This window comes from Hyalangium versicolor (assembly GCF_020103695.1).
Lineage (GTDB): Bacteria > Myxococcota > Myxococcia > Myxococcales > Myxococcaceae > Hyalangium > Hyalangium versicolor.
In genome coordinates, this window is the sequence record NZ_JAHXBF010000002.1 from 560,387 (window position 1) to 578,774 (window position 18,388).

Consider the following 18,388-nt stretch of genomic DNA (forward strand, 5'->3'; position numbering starts at 1 on the left):
CCGCGCAGGCGCCTCCCCCTTCCCGGGACTCGGGCCCCTTTCCCGAGCGCCTCGTGTGCATCCACCGCGGACACCCTCGGGAGACCGGCACCATGCGTCTGAGTACTCACTCGAATTGTAGGGCGAAACCTTTCACCCGTGCGCTCACAAGCCTGAGCCTCCTGCTGGCCACGGCTTGTGGTGGCGAGTTGCCTCCAGAGGACACCGGAGACAGGAGCACGCTCGCCTCGTCCCTGCAGGACAGCTGCTCGCCCGATGTGACGCCTCCCGTGGTGACGTGCCAACCCGAGGAGCCCTACGTCGAGTGCTTCAGCGGTTATCTCTACCCGTCGGGCGACTACTGGGTGAAGGACAACTGTGAAGTCATGCTGACATCCGTGTACCCGGCCTATATCGGCGGACAGGGGACCTACGTGACCACCGTCAGCGCGGTGGACACATCGAGCAACAGCGCTCGGTGCTCGACGAAATGGAAGGTGCTCGACACCCTGCCTCCCACCTTGACCTTGAAGGGCCCGGCGCAAGTGGTCATTCCCTTTCGTTCCGGCCACGTGGAGCAGGGAGCCGACGGTTCGGACCTCTGCGATGGAGGGGATCTGCGCTCCCGCATCCAGAGCACGGGCCGCGTCGACCATGCCCCCGGAATCTCCTCCGTCACCTATAGCCTGGCGGACGGCGCTGGCCACGTCTCCCGAGCCACTCGCCTCATCACCGAACTGCCAGAGGGCTCCTGCTCCGAGCAGCTCACCGCGCCGGTGCTCCTGCTCCAGGGCAACGCCGAGCAGAAGGTAGAGTGCGGCCGCTCGGCCTGGAACGACCCGGGAGCCCTGGCCGCGGACCAGTGTGGCGTGGTGACGGTACACTCGTACAACTCGGGCAAGGATGAGTATGGCCCCGGCCCCAACGGCTTCGTCGAGGGGAGCTACTCCGTGCAGTACCTCGCCTGGAATGGGCAGGGGACGACGAGCGCATTGCGCACGGTCACCGTCGAGGACACCACGCCTCCCCGGCTCGGTCTTTATGGCTTCGCGCATATGACGCACACGTGTGGCAGCGCCTGGGTGGACCCGGGCGCCTACGCCCAGGATCTCTGCTACGGCAACGTCAACTACTCCATCCAGGTGACGGGCTCGGTGAACGGTTGGGTGGAGGGCTCGTACACACTGAGCTACGTGGCGAGGGACCCCGGGGGCCGCCAGTCCAACGTCGCGATCCGCACGGTGGACGTCGTCGACTGCCCCTGGTAGCGCTCAACCCGATCGAGCCACCGCGCTACCGGGGCTTCTTCGAGGTGCCCGGCTTGGCTCGCTCGAGAATGGGGTAGTAACACGCGCGCTTCCACTCGTAGGCATCCTCGCCACAGGGCGGCACGGTGTTGGTCATCAGGTGCCAACACACCCTCCATCGATCTCCAATTGCTCTCGACCTCGGCATGGAGCGCGCCGTTGCCCAGGAAGCGGCTGCTCCGGAAGAGCCGCCGCGATGACCTGGGCCTCCAAGTGGATGGGCAGCTCATCCGATGCCACCCGTGACGTCGTCGTGCTGTCCCCAAGCCCTCGCGTTCCCGCGTCTGGCGCCGCCTCATCCTCCAGTTCAGCCCGCGCCAGCTCGGACCTTCCCTCACGAACCGAGTACCGTTCCCATCCGATGTTCACTGCCAACGCGACCACGACGGCAGCAGCAACCCCCGGCCAGAGGCCCCAGATCCGTTCAAGCGATTTTGCCTGCACCACTGGTGTACTCCGAGCCCCTGAGCACGCTGGCTGACGGCCCATCCTACATCAACAGCCCTGACAGGCTTGTTCCCTGTCAGGGCTGAGAGGCCGAGCGGACCCTCAAGAGGCGTCAGCTCTGCGCCACGATCCAGACTCGTCGGGCCATATTCCTAACGGCCAATGTTGCCATTGCCGTCGCTGCCCCAGCTCCAGAGCGTGCCGTCGTCGAGAATGGCATAGGAGGACGCACTCCCCGCCGCAATGGACGCAACTCCCGTGAGGTAGCTGCCCGGAGTGGTGCTCGCGACCACTTGCACAGGAGAAGCCCGATCGGTGGTCGTGCCGTCTCCCAGCTGTCCGTAGGAATTGGATCCCCAGCTCCAGAGCGTCCCGTCCTGGCCCGCAGCCAGGAAGTGGCCATCCCCCGCGGCGACGGCCTTGACGGTCGGAAGGCCCGTCACCGAGGACAGGGTGCCGCTGAACGTCCCCAGCGACGACACGGTCCCGTCCGTCTTCAAGAAGACGGCGACAAACTGATTGGCGGAGATGGCCTTCACCGACGAGATGCCCGTGAGCTTCGTGGGAACGGTGACCCCTGTGCCACCCAGGCGGCCCCAGTGCCAGACATCGCCCGCGGAATCCAAGGCGAAGGAGCTCTCATCACCCGCGGCGATTGCCGTGATCGTCACGCCCGAAAGCCCCGTCACCTGCACGGGCCAGAGCCGGGACGTGGAGGTTCCGTCGCCCAGCTCGCCCCCGAAGTTGTCTCCCCAGGCCCACAGGGTGCCATCACTCTTCAATGCCACCGTGTGGCCCGTTCCCGCGGCGACAGCCGTCGCGCCACTGAGCGCCACCACCGGAGTCGTGCTGGCACTCGTGGTGCCATTGCCGAGCTGGCCGTAGCTGTTGAGCCCGATGGTGAGGACCTGGCCGGTGCTCGACAGGGCCGCTGCGAAGAACGCCCTCCCTCCTTTGAATTGAGTCACGTTCGAGAAGCCCGACACCACGGTCTGCGGAGTGAGCGGCGAAGCAGGCACGGTCGTCCCCGCCTGGCCAAACGCGTTGAAGCCCCAACCCCAGCGATTGCCGTCGCTGGTCCAGGCGAAGCCATTCCCGTTTCCGGCAGCCACCTTCTCGACCGTCGCACCCGGGGTCAGCCCCGTGAAGCTCACCTGCCCCGGAATGGGGGCCGCGACCCTCTGCTCCACCTGGCCGACTTCCTCCGAGGAAGACTCGGACACCCCTCCGCAACCGATCATGAAGCCAGACGCCATCACAGCGGCCAGGACGCTCCGGGCCGTGGACTTCACGAACGGGCGCGTGATGAGGGACTCCTGGATGTGTGCTCGCTCACCGCTGGCCTGATTGTTCTCCAACATTGTCTCTCTCCCACTGTCACCATGGACTGCTTGGATGTGTCGGGGTGCATGCACCCGATCGTGCAGTGGGGCCCGGTGGCTCCTGGGTCTCAGCCATGGAACTGCCGCCCGCTTGCCTCCACCGCACGCGCCGGCACCCAGAGCACTCGCCGTGCCAGAACTGAGCGTCTGAACTGCCACCAGGCATTCGCTGGGGTGAGCGCCGGAAATCCAGCGCATGCCAGGAAATGTGCAGCAAGGCTGCGTGCGGGAAGGCTTCGTTGCGGATCCAGGCAACAAAAGTTGCGTGGTGCGCCTACGCGTCCGCGTGGTCACACCACGCAAGGGGAGCCGGTGGACCTTCCGGCTCAACCGCTGCGGACTTCAACTCGTGTGAGGAGCCCTTCCCTGGCGGAAGTGTGCCTTCAGCGCACTGAACCCCTGCTGGAAGACACCTTGCCCGACGATGTCGATGAGAGCGCGCTCGCGCTCGGGCGGGCAAAGGAACTCCGCGCTCCACTCGGCGAAGGTGTGGTTCCCATCCGTGACGCGGGTGAGCCTGAGTGTGGCGACGTAGCCGTCCACGCCCAGCGGGGACTCCACGATGGCGTAGGTGCACACGCGGTCGACGTCGGACAAGGCCAGCAGCCGCTCGCGAATCACTCCGCCATCCTTCAGCCGGAAGTTCCGGATACAGCCAACCTGATCACTCGCTTGCTGCTGCTCGATGGAAGACTCGGCAATCGCCGGGTGCCACTTGGGCAGACCATTGAAATCCCGGACATGCTTCCAGACATCCTCCACCGAGGCTTCGATGACACTGCTGGCGTATACCTTGGCCATGCGCACGCTCCGATGAGAGCATTGAAGGGTTCAGGAGATTGTCATGCCCTCGATTCCCGACGTCCAGACATTGATCCAGAAGCTCTCCCTGGTCCGACAGCCGAATGGCCTTACGTTCGCGGAGAGCTACAGGAGTCAGGCCACAGTGGAGGTGCGCGGCGGGCGGGCCATGGCCTCGGCGGTCTACTCACTCTACCGAGCGGGTCAGCCCCCATTCTGGCACCGCCTCGCAAGCGACGAACTCTGGTTCTACCATGGGGGCGATCCCCTCATCGTGAAGTCCGTGAGCCCAGAGGGCGTCTACTCCGAGGTGCGCCTCGGCTTGGATGTCGCCCAAGGCGAAGCACCGCAAGCGTGGGTCCCCGCCCATCACTGGCAGGGGGCCATGAGCATTCCCGGAGCGCCCATGGGATGGACGCTGACGAGCGCTGTCGTGGTGCCGGGATTCAACCCGGCCGACTCGGAGGAACTCGCCGAGAGCGAGCTGTTCGCTCGCTTCCCCGGGATTGCCGATCGCCTGCGCTCGGCTCCGTGAGCCGCGCGAGGACTCGCCACCCAAGTCTATCGAGCGGATGGACTATCCCAGCTCGAAAACCGAGCCGCTGTGAACCCGTTCACAACGTCTTGCGCCCATCCTGATATGAGCAGGGAATGCTGCTGAGAGGAGTTTTCCCGTCATGACCTCCGCCCTTGAACAAGCGCTCCAGGCCCAAGTCGAAGAGCTGAAGCAGGAGATCGCCAGCCTCAAGGAACGTGCTGCCGCCAGCCAGCGGGTGGAGAGCGAGCTGCGCCAGTCCCGGAAGATGCTCCAGCTGATGATGGACAACATCCCGCAGGTGGTCTTCTGGAAGGACCGCCACAGCACCTACGTGGGGTGCAATCAGAACTTCGCGACGATCGCGGGGCTGGAGCGCCCCGAGCAGATCGTCGGCAAGGTGGATCAGGAACTCCCCTGGACGCAGGAAGAGGCGGACTGGTACCGCAAGTGCGACGCCCAGGTCATGGGCGACGACGAGGCATGGCTGCAGATCACCGAGAGCCAGACCACCGCCAATGGAAAGCAGATCTGGATCAACACCAACAAGGTCCCACTCCATGACGAGCATGGCCAGGTCGTCGGCATCCTGGGAACGGCAGAGGACATCACCTCACACGTTCTGCTGCAGAAGGAACTCCGCGAGAAGAACGCAGCCCTCGAGAGCCAGACCGATGCGCTCGCGAAGGTCCAGCGTGAGCTGATGAAGAGCAACGAGGAGCTCGAGGAGCGCGTCCGGGCTCGCACCCAGAAGATCGAGGATCAGAACCAGCAGCTCAGCTCGGCCCTGGCGGAGCTCAGCAACGCCCAGGAACAGCTCATCCACGCGGAGAAGATGGCCTCCCTGGGCATGCTCACCGCGGGAGTCGCGCACGAACTCAAGAACCCCCTCAACTTCGTGCTCAACTTCTCCGAGCTGGCCATCGAGTTCCTCTCCGACCTGGATGAAGCGATGGCCGCCTCGGTGGGCCAGATACCGCCGCCGGTAGGCGAGGTGGTGGGGAGCCTCCGTGAGAACATGGTCCGCATCCGTGAGCATGGGGCGCGCGCCAACGACATCATCCAGACCATGCTGCTCCACTCGCGCAGGGCCCCCGGCGAGCGTCGGCCCACCCCGCTCAATCCCCTGCTAACCGAGTGTGTCCAGTTCGCCTACCAGGGCTTTCGCACCAAGGATCAGGCGTTCAATCTGGCCATCCACACGGACCTGGACCCCGCCGTGGGAGAGGTCAGCCTGGTCAAGCAGAGCATCAGCCGGGCCTACCTCAACATCATCAACAACGCCTGCTACTCCGTGCGCGAGGCCCAGAAGCAGCTCCGGGGCTCACGCCCTCCCGAGCTGTGGATCTCCTCCCGCCTGCGTGGCGATGCCGTGGAGATCCGGGTTCGCGACAATGGACTGGGCATCTCTCCCGAGAAGCTCAAGCGCATCTTCGACCCGTTCTTCACCACCAAGCCCCCAGGAGATGGCATCGGCCTGGGTCTCTCGCTCTGTTACGACATCATCGTCAAGGAGCACGGCGGCTCGATGCAGATGGAGTCCCAGGAGGGAGCGTACGCGGAGATGATCACCACCCTGCCGTGCAAGCCCGTCGAGAAAAGCCCGTGAGCCGGAAGGCGCCCTGCCCCTCAGCGGAAGGCAGGGCGCCATCACCGGAGGCGGCTACACGCGGCGGCGCGGACGCCGCAGCATGCCGAGCGCCAGCAGCAGGGCCACAGCGCTGAACGCCGCGCTCCCCGCTCCCGTCACTCCGCAGCCATCACCCGAATCCGTGCCAGTCTTCGGCCCCGGGCCCGTCACCGGCGCCGTGCCCATGAACACCGCCGTGGTGCGCGCCGGAACCGTGAACGTCCCCGTGCCCGCCGCGAACGAGGCCGTGCGGACCACCGGATCCGTAGATTCCTTGAGCACCGGGTGCAACTCCAGCGTCACATCCTTGAAGGTGCCCGCCACGAAGTGCTGCTCCTCATCCGTCCCGTTGAAGAGCACCACCGCATCCCGGTAGGCGCCCTGGGCGCTGACCCGAGCTCCCTCGATGTGCATCACGATGAGACCGGGGATCTGCTCCTTCCCCGTGTTCAGGAAGTGCACCTTCTCCTGGATCTCCGCCGCCGTCTGCAACCGGAAGAGGCTGGTGCTCTTGCGGATGCGGATCATCTCCTCGAAGTGCTCGAGCGCCCGCTGGATGTGGGCCGGCGTCGGCTTGAGCGCCGCGTCCGCCAGCAGCGGCTTCAGCACGGCCCAGTTGTTCTGGTTGTCCGCCGCCGGAGGCAGCCCCACGCCCCAGTTGTTGCTCTGGTATGTCCAGTCCAACCGGTTGAACCAGTCACCCGAGTTGAAGCTGTTCCGGTCTCCGGACTTGGAGCGCAGCAGCTCGTCGCCCGCGTGGAAGAACGGGATGCCCTGGCCCAGCGCCACCAGGCTCAGCGCCATGTTGTGCATGCGCACCCGCGTGTCCATGTTCGCCGCGCGCGGCGCCTTGACCTGGATGGCGTCGAACAGCGTCTCGTTGTCGTGCGCCGAGACGTACGTGATGACCTCTTGCGGATCCTCGGTATAGCCCGCCGGGTCACTCCCGTACTTCACGTCCGAGCCCTTCACCTCCGTCCCATCCGCACTGGTGAAGGAGTAGTTGCGCAGGTTGCCGGCCAGCCCCACGCGGATCCGGTCCTCGTGCTGCAGCAACAGCGTCCGCTGCTGCTCCGATGTGCCCTGGTTCGTCTCGTTCGGATCGGAGAACAACCCGTTGGAGAAGCCCTGCTCCTGCAAGCCGCTGAACGGGCCGCCGCCGCGCACCGCGTCGCGGAGCCGGTCACTGAAGGTCCCGATGCCCGTGCCTCCCATGTTGAGCTGCGTGGCGTTCACCCCGCGTGCGTTGTTGGCCACCTCGCCGAAGTTCCAGCCCTCGCCGTAGACATAGATGGCCTTCCCATCCACCCCATCCTTCTCCAGCGTGAGCGCGTTCAGCGCCGCGCGCACCTTGAGCATGTTGGCCTTCATGTGGTGGCCCATCAGGTCGAACCGGAAGCCATCCACCTTGTAGGCCTTCGCCCAGGTGACGATCGAGTCCACCATCAGCTTCTCCATCATGGCGTTCTCGGTCGCCGTGTTCTGGCAGCACGTGGAGGTCTCCACGTTCCCGTCGGGGTTGAGCCGGTGGTAGTAGCCCGGAACGATCCGGTCCAGCACCGCCTGCGGATCCTGCCCCGAGGAGTTGGTGTGGTTGTAGACCACGTCCATCACCACGCGCAGGCCACGCTCGTTGATGGCCTGAACCATCTCGCGGAACTCGACGATGCGCGGCGTGCCGTTCGGATCCGTGGCGTAGCTGCCCTCGGGCACGGTGTAGTGGTACGGGTCGTAACCCCAGTTGAAGCCATCCGCATCCTTCACCGCAGCGATCGCCGCCTGCTGCTGATCCGAGTCCGCGGGCAGCGCCGACAGGTCCCCCGTAGGATGCTGCTGAAGGGCGCGGTTCTCCTCGATGGTGGCGATGTCGAACACCGGCAGCAGGTGGACGTGCGTCACGCCCGCCTTGGCCAGCCGCGCGAGGTGCTTCGTGCCGTTGGAGTCCTCCGTGAAGGCCTTGAAGGTGCCTCGCTCGTTCTCGGGGACCGAGGTGTCGCTGATGCTGAAGTCCCGCACGTGCAGCTCGTAGAGGACGATGTCCTCGGGCGCTTGCAGCTTCGGCTTCTCGAGATCACTCCAATCTTCCGGCTGGAGCGCCTCGTCGCTGTTCAGGTCCACGATCTGGCTGCGCTTGCTGTTCGTGGAGAGGCTCACCGAGTACGGATCGGTGACGCGGTTGGTCTTCACCGCCTGCTCCTTGCGCACGTAGACATCCACCTCATAGAGGTAGAACTTGTTCTTCCACGCGGCGGTGCCCTTGGCGGACCACACGCCCTTCTCGCCCAGCTCCATCGCCACGGTCTGGGACGGATCGGCCGCGTTCGCGTCATCGAAGATGAGCAGCGAGACCTTGCGCGCAGTGGGGGCCCAGACTCGAAGCGTGGGCACGCCGTCGGCGAACGTCACGCCCAGCTCTCCCGAATACGTGTAGAGCGCGTCCAGCACGCCCGCCAGCTGCGTGGACGTGGCGTCCAGCACCTTGCCCGCGGAGCTGGTGAGCGACACGGCGATCTGCCCCTGGAGGATCTGCGGCACCTTGCTCAGCTCGGCCTCGGGGATCTTCAGGGCCAGCGCGCTGGCCAGGTAGGGGAAGCGCTGCTTCAGCTCGTTGCTCAGCCCCGCCGGATCCTGCTGGAGCGCGATGGAGGTACCGCCCTGGATGCCCGTGTCGGTGAGCCGCATGGCTCCGTCCGGCTCGTAGTGCAGCCGGAAGGTGGCGTCCGCCGGGATGCTCGCAGCCTGGGGCGCCCAGGCCAGCGTGTCCCGAGCCACCCAATACGCCCTGGCCAGGAGGATGTCCCCCGTGGCCGCGTTCGCTGGCTTGATGGTCATCTTCTTGTTGGTGGAGTTCCAGGAGAACACCACCTCCTCGCCCGCAGTGGACACCGTGAAGGTGATGTTGTTTCCGCCGGGAGCTCCATCCCTGCCGTAGTTCTCGTCCCAGCTCTCGTTGATGGCCACCTTGCCCTCGTAGGCGCCCGGCGGAATCTGCGTGGTCGTGAAGGTGAAGTTGCCGTCACCATCCGGATCCTGGAGCCAGGACTTGAGGCAGTCCGGTTGCCAATCGCCGGGGCAGCCGAGCTCCGACTGGAAGCTGCCGGGAGCCACCGCGATGCGCGCCACGCTGTCGCTGACGTAGTGGCTCGTCGGGTCGTAGTAGAACTTCACCTGCCCCGCCGCGCTCTGGGTCAGCGTGACATCCGCCGCGGGATGCCGCTCCGCACCGTCGACGAGCACATGATAGTGATAGGTGCCCGCCGGCAGGGTGAAGGCCTTCTGCCACACGCCATCGCCCGAATCGACCGTGAGCTGAGTGGCGGTACACGTGGCCTCGTTGTCGCTCGCACAGCCGAGCTCGCTCTGGAGGTCGCCCACGAGCGTCACGCTGGTGGGCTGCGCCATGGCGGCCAGCGGACCGCAGAAGGCCGCCAGCACCGCGCCGAGCGCGAGCGGACGCACCCGTAATGGGAAACGAACTGGAACTCTCAGGACACACCTCCGGGGGTTGAAAGGTCTCTAGCGACAGCGACAGCGGAGGTGACTCGCGACGACATGGCTCGAGGCCGGATCCGACGCGGCATCACCGCCAGCGCACACTAGCAGGGGGAGCAGAGCAGGCGTCCAGGCCTCCCCTCCGCGCGCCCCCTTCTCCTCGAGCAGCCTCGCGCGAAACTCGGAAGACCCGAAACCGTTGTTTGAAAGCGCTCGTATGCTCACCAGATGACAAAGCGGCCCCACCCTCTTTGCTCCGCCCTCCTCCGGTCCGAGCCAGGGTTGCGAGGGCTCGCGTTGCATCGCCACCGTCCCCGTGGATGGGCGGAGCATTCCGCCGAACGGGGGTGAGCAAGCATGAAGCGACTGATCATCGGGATGGCGGCGGCTGGGGCAGCCTGCCTGCTGGGTTGCGCGACAAACACGAGCGTGGCGGGCTACTCGTCGGACGTCGCCTCGCCCACGCGCATCGCCCAGAACCCGGATATCGCCCGCGGAGACAACGGGCCGCTCATCCCCGGCACCGTGGTGGCCGACTACAGGGATACCCTGATCATCAAGGACGATAAGGGGTTCGAGCGCGCCATGCGCGTCGATGAGCAGACGCTCTACCGCAAGGATGGCGACATCATCGCCCGCGAGTACCTGGCTCCGGGAGCCCAGGTGCGCGCCTCATTCGACTACAACGACAAGGAGCGCATCGCTCGCGAGGTCATCATCGAGAACGAGCCGGCCCAGTGTGAACCGAACTCGTGGCCCGAGGAACCCACGCCCTATCGCCGCGACCTGTGAGGTAGGAAGCGCGGGACGCACGAAGGAAGTCCCTCTTCCTGCCACTACGCGCCGCGTCAGACTGCAAGCGCATTCATTCCGCTCAGCTTGTGTCGACGCGGCGCATCATGGCGATCGTGACGGAAACACGACCAGGGAGGTCCTCGCAGCCTGTGAGAATGGCCTGTTCACCTCCAACAGGTTCTGTGAAACAGTCGCGCGCCCATGCAGGCCCCCCAGCCCCGCAAACTGGCGATTGTGCGCGTGCGTCATGCCGCGTGGGCACTGTTGTTCGCCCTTCAGGCCAGTTGTGCACACACGCCTGCCTCCTCGGAGCCCGCACCCGCCCCAGCGAGTCCTCCCGCCGCCTCGGTTCCACCCGCCTCACCGCCTCCTGCCCCCCAGGTAGCGCCTCGGCGCTGGGCCGACGAGCTCCTCTACTTCGTCGTCGTGGATCGCTTCGCGGATGGGGACGCGACGAACAACGCCGCGGTGGATCCCTCCGCCCAGGGCGCCTTCCACGGAGGAGACCTCAAGGGGCTGCGCCAGCAATTGGATGAGCTGAGCTCGCTCGGGGTGACGGCGCTGTGGATCACCCCGGTGGTGAAGAACATCGACAGCTTCGTCACCGGCGCGGGCTTCCCGGATTGGGGCTACCACGGCTACTGGGCAGACGACTTCCACAAGCTGGATCCGCGCTTCGGCTCCGAGGAGGACCTGCGCGCCCTGGTGGACGAGGCCCACCGCCGTGGCATCCGCGTGCTGCTGGACGTGGTCTACAACCACGCGGGCTACAACTCGCACTACCTGACGAACCCGCAGACGAAGGGCTGGCTGCGCTCCGAGGACCGGGGCACCTGCGGCCAGGATGACGTCACGCAGTGCGTCTCCGGCTTGCCGGACTTCAAGACGGAGCAGCCCGAGGTGGCGAAGTACCTGCTGGACGCGCAGCTCGACTGGGCGAAGCGCTCCGGCGTGGACGGCTTCCGGCTGGACACCGTGAAGCACGTGGATCACCCATTCTGGAAGGAACACCGCCGCCGCACCCGCGAGGAGATCGGCAAGGACTTCTTCCTGCTGGGTGAGGTGTGGGGCGGGGATGCCGAGTCGCTCGATCCGTGGTTCTCCGGAGACGAGATGGACGCCGGCTTCGACTTCGGCTTCCAGGGCAGCACGCTGGCCTTCGTGCAGGGCCGTGGCCGCGTCATCGCCTTCGACAAGTACCTGCTGTCTCGCGGCAAGGTGCGCCCGGGCTACCTGCTGGCGCACTTCCTGTCCTCGCATGACGTGCCGGGCGCGCTGCACCAGCTCGAGGGAGACGTGAAGCGCTTCCGCCTGGCGGCGGTGCTCCAGCTCACCACGTCGGGCATCCCCACCCTCTATTACGGCGAGGAAGTGGCCCGCCCCGGCGGAGACTGGCCCGCCAACCGCAGCGACATGCCCTGGGGCTCGCGCAATGTGAAGCCCGGCGCCGGAAAGCCTCGCGACGAGGAGCTGCGCAAGCACTACCAGAAGCTCATCTCCATCCGCCGGGCACACCCGGCGCTCTCCCGCGGCACGCACCAGGGGCTGTCCACCGAGGGGGACTTGTACGTGTTCTTGCGCCATGACACAGAGTCTGGCGACGCGGTGCTGGTGGCCATCAACCGCGGGCAGCAACCCGCGAAGCTGTCTCTTCCGTGGCCCGCTCCCTTCGCGGGAAAGGCGGCGGAGGATCTGTTGAACGGGGGCCGGCTGGAAGGCCCCACCCTGGAGCTCACCGTCGAGCCGCTCGCGGCGCGCATCCTGGGAAGAACGGGCTGAGAAGCCCAAAGAACGACCAACCCCAATCACCCTGTCTGTCGGGGACGAGGGCCGAATGGCCGAAGTAACGTTCAAGGACGTGGCGAAGCGGTACGGCGCGGTCTCGATCATCGAGGGGCTGAACCTCGACATCCGGGATCATGAGTTCCTGGTCCTGGTGGGACCCTCCGGCTGCGGCAAGTCCACCGCGCTCCGGATGATCGCCGGCCTGGAGGAGATCACCGGCGGCACCGTCTCCATCGGCGGCCGCGTGGTGAACGAGCTGCCTCCCAAGGAACGGGACGTGGCCATGGTCTTCCAGAACTACGCGCTCTACCCGCACATGTCGGTGCGGGAGAACCTGGAGTTCGGCCTGAAGATCCGCAAGACGACCAAGCCGGAGATGGACAAGCTGGTGAACGAGGCGGCGGACGTTCTCGGCATCACCCACCTGCTGGACAGAAAGCCCAAGCAGTTGTCCGGCGGTCAGCGCCAGCGCGTGGCCCTGGGACGCGCCATCGTCCGCAAGCCGGCCGTCTTCCTCTTCGACGAGCCGCTCTCCAACCTGGACGCCAAGTTGCGCGTGGCCATGCGCGCCGAGATCAAGAAGCTGCAGCAGCGTCTCCAGGTCACCAGCGTCTACGTCACGCACGATCAGATCGAAGCGATGACGATGGGCCACCGAATTGCGGTGCTCAAGGAGGGCAAGCTGCAGCAACTGGGCACGCCCCTCGAAGTCTACGAGAAGCCCGCCAACATCTTCGTGGCGCAGTTCATCGGCAGCCCGCCCATGAACTTCCTGGAGGCCACGCTGGACGCCAACGGCACCACCCTGGTGGGCCAGGGCTTCACGCTGCCCGTGCCCCAGAGCCTGCGCGCCGCGACTGCGGGCAAGGGCGGCAAGAAGGTGAAGGTGGGCATCCGCCCGGACCACATGGTGCAGCCGGATCAGACCGCGCGCGGCGAGTCCGCGAAGTTGGAGCCCAAGGTGGAGATCGTCGAGCCGCTGGGCAACGAGCTCATCGTCCACTCGCGCCTGGGCGAGTTCGGCCTCGTCTTCCGCATGCCCCCGCAGGCCACCCCTGACACCGGCGCCACCATCCCCGTGCTCGTGGAGCTCGACTCGCTCCACCTCTTCGACGCCGAAACCGAGAAACGCCTCTCCGCCTGATTGCCTGGAGCCTCCCCATGAAGAACCTGCGACTGCTCATCGCGGCCGTGTGCCTGTGTGCCTTCGGCCTGCTGCCCCTGACCGCCTCCGCCGCCGAGACCGAGATCGTCCTCTGGCACTCGTACCGCGCCGAGGAGAAGACCGCGCTCGAGAAGGTGGTGGCCGACTACAACAAGGCCAACGCCGGCAAGGTCAAGGTCACCACGCTGGCCGTCCCCTATGACGCCTTCGCTGACAAGATCACCGCCACCGTGCCGCGCGGCAAGGGGCCGGACCTCTTCATTTTCGCGCAGGACCGGCTCGGCGGCTGGATCGAGGCCGGCAACACCATCGAGCCCATCGACTTCTACCTGGATGACGCCCTCAAGAAGCGCTTCATCCCCTCCACCGTGCAGGCGATGACGTACCGGGGCACCACCTACGGCCTGCCGCTGAACTACAAGAGCATCGCGCTCGTCTACAACAAGAAGCTGGTGCCCACCCCGCCCAAGACTTCGGGCGAGCTGGTCACGGTGGCCAAGAAGCTCACCGACAAGAAGTCCGGGCGCTTCGGGCTGGCGTACTCGTACGCGGACTTCTACTTCCACGCGGCGCTGATGAACGGCTTCGGCGGCGGCGTGTTCGACGCGAAGTTCAACCCCACCCTCAACTCGCCGGAGAACCTGAAGTCCATCGATCAGCTGCTCAAGTGGATCGACAAGGACGGCATCCTCCCGGCCGAGCCCTCCTCCGCGCTCATCACCTCGCTATTCAATGACGGCAAGGCGGGCATCGTGTTCTCTGGCCCGTGGTTCCTGGGCGAGATCGCCAAGGGCATCGACTACGGCATCGCCCCGCTGCCCACGCTGGACGAGGCCGGTGGCAAGCCCATGCGCCCGTGGATGACGGTGGAGGGCATCTACGTGACGGCGCCCTCGAAGAACAAGGAGCTCGCGTTCGACGTGGCGAAGTTCCTCACCACCACGGCCGCCGCCAAGGTGCTGGCGCTCGAGGGCCGCCAGAGCCCCGCCAACTCCGAGGTCTACAACGACGCCGAGGTCTCCAAGGATCCGCAGCTCAAGGCCTTCCGTGAGCAGGTCGAGGTGGCGGTGCCCATGCCCAACGTGCCGGAGATGACCATGGTGTGGTCGCCCGCCACGAGCGCGATGAACGCCATCCTCAAGAAGGCCTCCAAGCCGAAGGAGGCGCTGGACAAGGCGCAGCAGCAGGTGGCCAAGGACGTCGCGGGGCTCCGCAAGAAGTGAGCACGGCTTCTCCCCAGCCCTCGGGCGGCGCTTCCACGAGCGCCGCCTCCGCCGGTCCTGGCACGTCGGCTTCTCCCCTCGCAGCAGGCTCCTCCTTGAATCCTCCTCAGAAGACTCCTCCCAGCCTGCGACGGCCGCGCGTGCTGGTGGGGCTGGCCCTGGCGCTCGGCCTGGGGCTGGCGATCGCCTACGCCCTGCTGATCCGGGCCCGCGAGGACGCCGACAGCGGACGTGAGCAGCGGCAGGATGTCATCTCGCTCAACGCGCTGTCCGAACTCGCCCAGCGCGCGGGCGGCAGTGGTGACGGAGTGCGCGCCGTCGTCGCCGCCGTGAAGGATCAACTCCTCCCTGGCCGTCAGGTGCGCGTCATCGCCTTCTCTGGCATCCAGCTGGAGGCCTCGACGTTCCCGGAGGATCAGGGGGACAAGGCCGCGCCGCGCCGGCTGTCTCGCGACGAGAAGCCCCTCTATGACCGGGGGCAGCGGCTGCGCGCCGCGGTGGAGACCAACCGCGAGGAGGGCAATGCCCGCAAGCCGGAGATCGAGCGGGCGGAGACCCCTCCCGCGACAGCGGATCAGCTCCACGGCGGGCTGCTGTACTCCGCGCCGGTGGAGGTGAACGGCTCGGTCGTGGGCATGGTGGAGCTGGCCACGCCTCCCCAGCAACTGTCGGCTCCGCAGGCGCAGGCGCAAGGAGTGGAACGCCCCGGGCTGGGGCCCGTATTGCTGGCCTTCTTCCTGCCGCTCGTGCTGGTGCTCGGCGCTTCCTTCGCGCCGCTGCGCCGCCAGTGGCAACTGGTGGCCGTGGCGGCGGTGGCCTTCGTCGTCGGCCTGGGCGGCTACGCCTCGTACTCCATGCGCTCGCTGGAGGACGGGGTGCGCGGCTCCCAGGCGAAGGTGGGGGAACACCTGCACGGGGTGGCGGAGAAGGCGCGGACGCTGATCACCGCGCAGAACCTGGCCGCCGAGCCGCAACTCAAGCCGGACACGTGGGACTCGGACTTCTTCCGCCAACCGCTCGGGCTGCTCACCCCCGAGGGCGCGGTGAACGAGGCGGCCGTGACCGTGCGCGCGGACACACTGCAAGCGCAAGCAGCGCGGGCCTTCTACGGCCTGGGAGCGCTGGGACTGGCGCTGCTGCTCTTCATCGGCCTGGGCGGCCTGCACCGCGTGTCCGCCACGGTGGTGGAGCACCGCGAGGCGTACGCGTACATCACCCCGGCCATCGTCGGCATGGTGGTGCTCGTCTTCTTCCCCTTCTTCTACGGCATCACCCTCTCCTTCACGGACGCCAACCTCTACAACACCAACCAGGCCCTCCCGGACATCTGGATCGGCGTTCGCAACTACGTGGAGATCCTCCTCGACTTCGACGTCGTCCACCGGGCCGAGAGCGGCGCGTGGGTCATCAACTACCAGAACTTCTACTGGACGCTCTTCTTTACGGTGGTGTGGACCGTCACCAACGTGATCATCGGCGTGTCCGTGGGCCTGGTGCTGGCGCTCATCCTCAACACGCCCAACCTGGCGATGCGGCCCCTGTACCGGGTGCTCCTCATCCTGCCGTGGGCCATGCCCAACTACATCACCGCGCTCATCTGGAAGGGCATGTTCCACCAGCAGTTCGGCGTGGTGAACCACGTCATCCGCATGTTCGGCGGACAGGGACTGTCCTGGTTCGAGTCCCCCTTCACCTCGTTCCTCACGGCGCTGGCCACCAACGGCTGGCTCAGCTTCCCCTTCATGATGGTCGTCTCGCTGGGAGCGCTGCAGTCCATCCCCATGGAGCTCTACGAGGCCGCGCGCGTGGATGGGGCCAGCCGCTGGCAGCAGTTCACCGCCATCACCCTGCCCTCGCTCAAGCCCGCGCTGGTGCCCGCCATCATCCTGTCAGTGGTGTGGACCTTCAACATGTTCAACATCATCTTCCTCGTCACGGAAGGTGAGCCGGGCGGCTCCACCGAAATCCTCGTCACCCAGGCGTACAAGTTCGCGTTCCAGAAGTACCGCTACGGCTACGCGGCCGCGTACTCCACCGTCATCTTCGGCATCCTGCTGCTCTACAGCGTGGTGCAGAACCGAGTCTCGCGCGCCACGGAGGCGACCTGATGGCCACGCGCCGCGATGGTTTCCCGCACCTGCCGCTCCACGTGCTGCTGGTGCTCGTCACCCTCTTCACCATCTACCCCGTCCTCTGGGTGGTCACGATCGCCTTCTCCGGAAGGCAGAACCTGGCCATCGCCACGCTGCCGGCGGACCCCACCTGGGTGGACCGGCTGCGCGCCGTCACCCCCTGGCCGGAGACCTGGTCCCTGTCCAACTTCACCTCGGTGATGACGGATCAACCGTTCGCCCGGTGGATGCTCAACAGCACCCTCATCGCCGTGGGCACCACCGTGGTGGGCGTCTTCCTGGCCTGCACCGCTGCATACGCTTTCAGCCGCTTCAAGTTCCCCGGCCAGCGCGCGGGGATGATGGCCTTCCTCGTGTCCCAGATGTTCCCGGGCACGCTGATGCTCATCCCCCTCTTCATCATCCTGGTGCAGTGGCTGGGCCTGGGCAGCTCGCGCCTGGGCCTCATCATCGTCTACGCCACCACCTCCATCCCCTTCAGCGTGTGGATGCTCAAGGGCTACTTCGACACCATCCCGAAGGATCTGGAGGAGGCCGCGCTGATCGAGGGTGCCTCGGTAGGCAAGATTTTCTGGAGCATCATTCTTCCCCTGGCCAAGCCCGCCGTCGCCGTGACAGCGCTGTTTTCTTTCATGACCGCCTGGAATGAATTCATCCTGGCGGCTACCTTCATGGACCAGGAAGTCATGTACACGGCGCCGGTCGGCCTGCGCTTCTTCGTCGGGGGCTTCTCGCAGCAGTGGGGTTACTTCGCTGCTGGCTCCATCATCGTCTCCGTGCCGGTGGTGTTCCTGTTCCTGTTCCTCCAGAAGTACCTCGTCTCCGGCCTCACGGCTGGAAGCGTGAAAGGTTGATGTCGTTTCGCCAAGGAGAGCCGTCATGAAGACCCGCCTCGCAAGCCTCACCCTCGCCGCCTCGCTGCTGAGCCTCCCCGCCCTCGCCGATGGCAAGGTCACCTTCAAGGACCCGACCGGAGATGACAACGGCCCGGGCACGTACAAGTACCCGACCGACGCCGTGTACAAGAAGGGCTCGTTCGACCTGACCGAGTTCACCGCGGATCAGAAGGGCAAGAACATCGACTTCACCGCGACGCTGGCCACCAACCTGGAGGATCCCTGGAACATGAAGAAGGGGTTCTCCACGCAGATGGTGTTCATCTTCATCGACACGGACGGCAAGGAGGGCAGCGGCCACACCGACGCGCCCCCGGGCCTCAACATCCAGTTCGCCCCCGCTTCCGCATGGGAGAAGCTGATCATCCTCTCGCCGCAGGAGCCCGCCCGCGTTCGCAAGGAGATCGAGACCAAGGCCGCCGCCCTCAAGGACGACATCCTCATCCCCGAGCGCACCAAGGGCGCTGGCAAGAAGATCAGCGGCAGCGTGGACGGCTCCAGCCTGAAGGGCGATCCCAGCCAGTGGGGCTTCCAGGTGGTGGTGCAATCCAACGAGGGCTTCCCCTCGGGCAATGACCTGATGACCCGCAAGGTGAACGAGTACGAGGGCCAGCACCGCTTTGGTGGCGGCAACGACGGCGACTGCGATCCTCAGGTGATCGACATCCTGGCCGGCAACGGCAAGGGCGACGCCTCCGAGACGAAGGCCCAGCACGACATGCTGAAGTACGAGTGCGCCGCGGATGGCGCTTCCAAGAGCAAGGCCACGCTGACGATGGTGCACCAGGCCAAGTAATGCCGTAGCAGAGATTCATAAGG

The 18,388-nt window shown here is 66.1% G+C and carries 13 protein-coding genes; 10 read left to right on the forward strand and 3 right to left on the reverse strand.

Translation table 11 applies throughout. The annotated features are described in order from the left end of the window. The first annotated feature begins 92 nt into the window (after positions 1–92). On the forward strand, positions 93–1,247 hold the full coding sequence (locus KY501_RS05795; RefSeq protein WP_224361516.1) for an immunoglobulin-like domain-containing protein: 1,155 nt from the start codon (positions 93–95) through the stop codon (positions 1,245–1,247). A gap of 638 nt (positions 1,248–1,885) precedes the next feature. Here the strand turns inward: KY501_RS05795 and KY501_RS05800 are convergent. Together KY501_RS05800 and KY501_RS05805 are read right to left on the reverse strand one after the other, a co-directional pair. Then, positions 1,886–3,094: an RCC1 domain-containing protein gene (locus KY501_RS05800; protein ID WP_224361517.1), complete on the reverse strand. Its 1,209-nt coding sequence runs from the start codon at positions 3,092–3,094 to the stop codon at positions 1,886–1,888. 363 nt (positions 3,095–3,457) lie between these two features. Then, complete coding sequence (locus tag KY501_RS05805; protein WP_224361518.1) at positions 3,458–3,916, reverse strand: SRPBCC family protein; 459 nt, start codon at positions 3,914–3,916, stop codon at positions 3,458–3,460. A gap of 43 nt (positions 3,917–3,959) precedes the next feature. Between KY501_RS05805 and KY501_RS05810 the strand changes: the two genes are divergently transcribed. Both KY501_RS05810 and KY501_RS05815 read left to right on the forward strand, forming a co-directional pair. Continuing rightward, on the forward strand, positions 3,960–4,451 hold the full coding sequence (locus KY501_RS05810; protein WP_224361519.1) for a cupin domain-containing protein: 492 nt from the start codon (positions 3,960–3,962) through the stop codon (positions 4,449–4,451). Positions 4,452–4,593: 142 nt separating this feature from the next. After that, the gene (locus KY501_RS05815; protein ID WP_224361520.1) at positions 4,594–6,060 is read left to right on the forward strand and encodes a PAS domain-containing sensor histidine kinase; all 1,467 of its coding nucleotides are present in this window, start codon (positions 4,594–4,596) and stop codon (positions 6,058–6,060) included. A gap of 54 nt (positions 6,061–6,114) precedes the next feature. Here the strand turns inward: KY501_RS05815 and pulA are convergent, their stop codons facing one another. Further along, entirely contained in the window at positions 6,115–9,540 is a 3,426-nt protein-coding gene (pulA, locus tag KY501_RS05820; protein WP_224361521.1) for a pullulanase-type alpha-1,6-glucosidase, read from the reverse strand. 390 nt (positions 9,541–9,930) lie between these two features. Here pulA and KY501_RS05825 point away from each other — a divergent pair, with 390 nt between their 5' ends. The 7 genes from KY501_RS05825 (at position 9,931) to KY501_RS05855 (ending at position 18,365) form a co-directional block, all read left to right on the forward strand. After that, positions 9,931–10,365 (forward strand): hypothetical protein, encoded by a 435-nt coding sequence (locus KY501_RS05825; protein WP_224361522.1) that lies wholly within the window; start codon positions 9,931–9,933, stop codon positions 10,363–10,365. A 243-nt stretch (positions 10,366–10,608) separates the two neighbouring features. Beyond that, positions 10,609–12,147 carry an alpha-amylase family glycosyl hydrolase gene (locus KY501_RS05830; protein ID WP_224361523.1) on the forward strand — a complete coding sequence of 513 codons (1,539 nt, stop codon included), beginning with the start codon at positions 10,609–10,611 and terminating at the stop codon, positions 12,145–12,147. A 55-nt stretch (positions 12,148–12,202) separates the two neighbouring features. Continuing rightward, positions 12,203–13,297, forward strand: a complete 1,095-nt coding sequence (locus KY501_RS05835; protein ID WP_224361524.1) for an ABC transporter ATP-binding protein — start codon at positions 12,203–12,205, stop codon at positions 13,295–13,297. Positions 13,298–13,314: 17 nt separating this feature from the next. Then, positions 13,315–14,541, forward strand: a complete 1,227-nt coding sequence (locus KY501_RS05840; RefSeq protein ID WP_224361525.1) for an extracellular solute-binding protein — start codon at positions 13,315–13,317, stop codon at positions 14,539–14,541. A gap of 95 nt (positions 14,542–14,636) precedes the next feature. Then, positions 14,637–16,649 (forward strand): carbohydrate ABC transporter permease, encoded by a 2,013-nt coding sequence (locus tag KY501_RS05845; protein WP_224361526.1) that lies wholly within the window; start codon positions 14,637–14,639, stop codon positions 16,647–16,649. Beyond that, entirely contained in the window at positions 16,649–17,527 is an 879-nt protein-coding gene (locus KY501_RS05850; RefSeq protein WP_224361527.1) for a sugar ABC transporter permease, read from the forward strand. The genes KY501_RS05845 and KY501_RS05850 overlap by 1 nt, the downstream gene beginning before the upstream one ends. Positions 17,528–17,552: 25 nt before the next feature. Further along, positions 17,553–18,365, forward strand: a complete 813-nt coding sequence (locus tag KY501_RS05855) for a glucodextranase DOMON-like domain-containing protein (protein ID WP_224361528.1) — start codon at positions 17,553–17,555, stop codon at positions 18,363–18,365. Positions 18,366–18,388: the final 23 nt, after the last annotated feature.

Bases quoted from the DNA above. Each gene is read 5' to 3' on its own strand.
- KY501_RS05795 (WP_224361516.1), top strand. From the start codon at position 93: ATGCGTCTGAGTACTCACTCGAATTGTAGGGCGAAACCTTTCACCCGT.
- KY501_RS05800 (WP_224361517.1), bottom strand. From the start codon at position 3,094: ATGTTGGAGAACAATCAGGCCAGCGGTGAGCGAGCACACATCCAGGAG.
- KY501_RS05805 (WP_224361518.1), bottom strand. From the start codon at position 3,916: ATGGCCAAGGTATACGCCAGCAGTGTCATCGAAGCCTCGGTGGAGGAT.
- KY501_RS05810 (WP_224361519.1), top strand. From the start codon at position 3,960: ATGCCCTCGATTCCCGACGTCCAGACATTGATCCAGAAGCTCTCCCTG.
- KY501_RS05815 (WP_224361520.1), top strand. From the start codon at position 4,594: ATGACCTCCGCCCTTGAACAAGCGCTCCAGGCCCAAGTCGAAGAGCTG.
- KY501_RS05825 (WP_224361522.1), top strand. From the start codon at position 9,931: ATGAAGCGACTGATCATCGGGATGGCGGCGGCTGGGGCAGCCTGCCTG.
- KY501_RS05835 (WP_224361524.1), top strand. From the start codon at position 12,203: ATGGCCGAAGTAACGTTCAAGGACGTGGCGAAGCGGTACGGCGCGGTC.
- KY501_RS05840 (WP_224361525.1), top strand. From the start codon at position 13,315: ATGAAGAACCTGCGACTGCTCATCGCGGCCGTGTGCCTGTGTGCCTTC.
- KY501_RS05850 (WP_224361527.1), top strand. From the start codon at position 16,649: ATGGCCACGCGCCGCGATGGTTTCCCGCACCTGCCGCTCCACGTGCTG.
- KY501_RS05855 (WP_224361528.1), top strand. From the start codon at position 17,553: ATGAAGACCCGCCTCGCAAGCCTCACCCTCGCCGCCTCGCTGCTGAGC.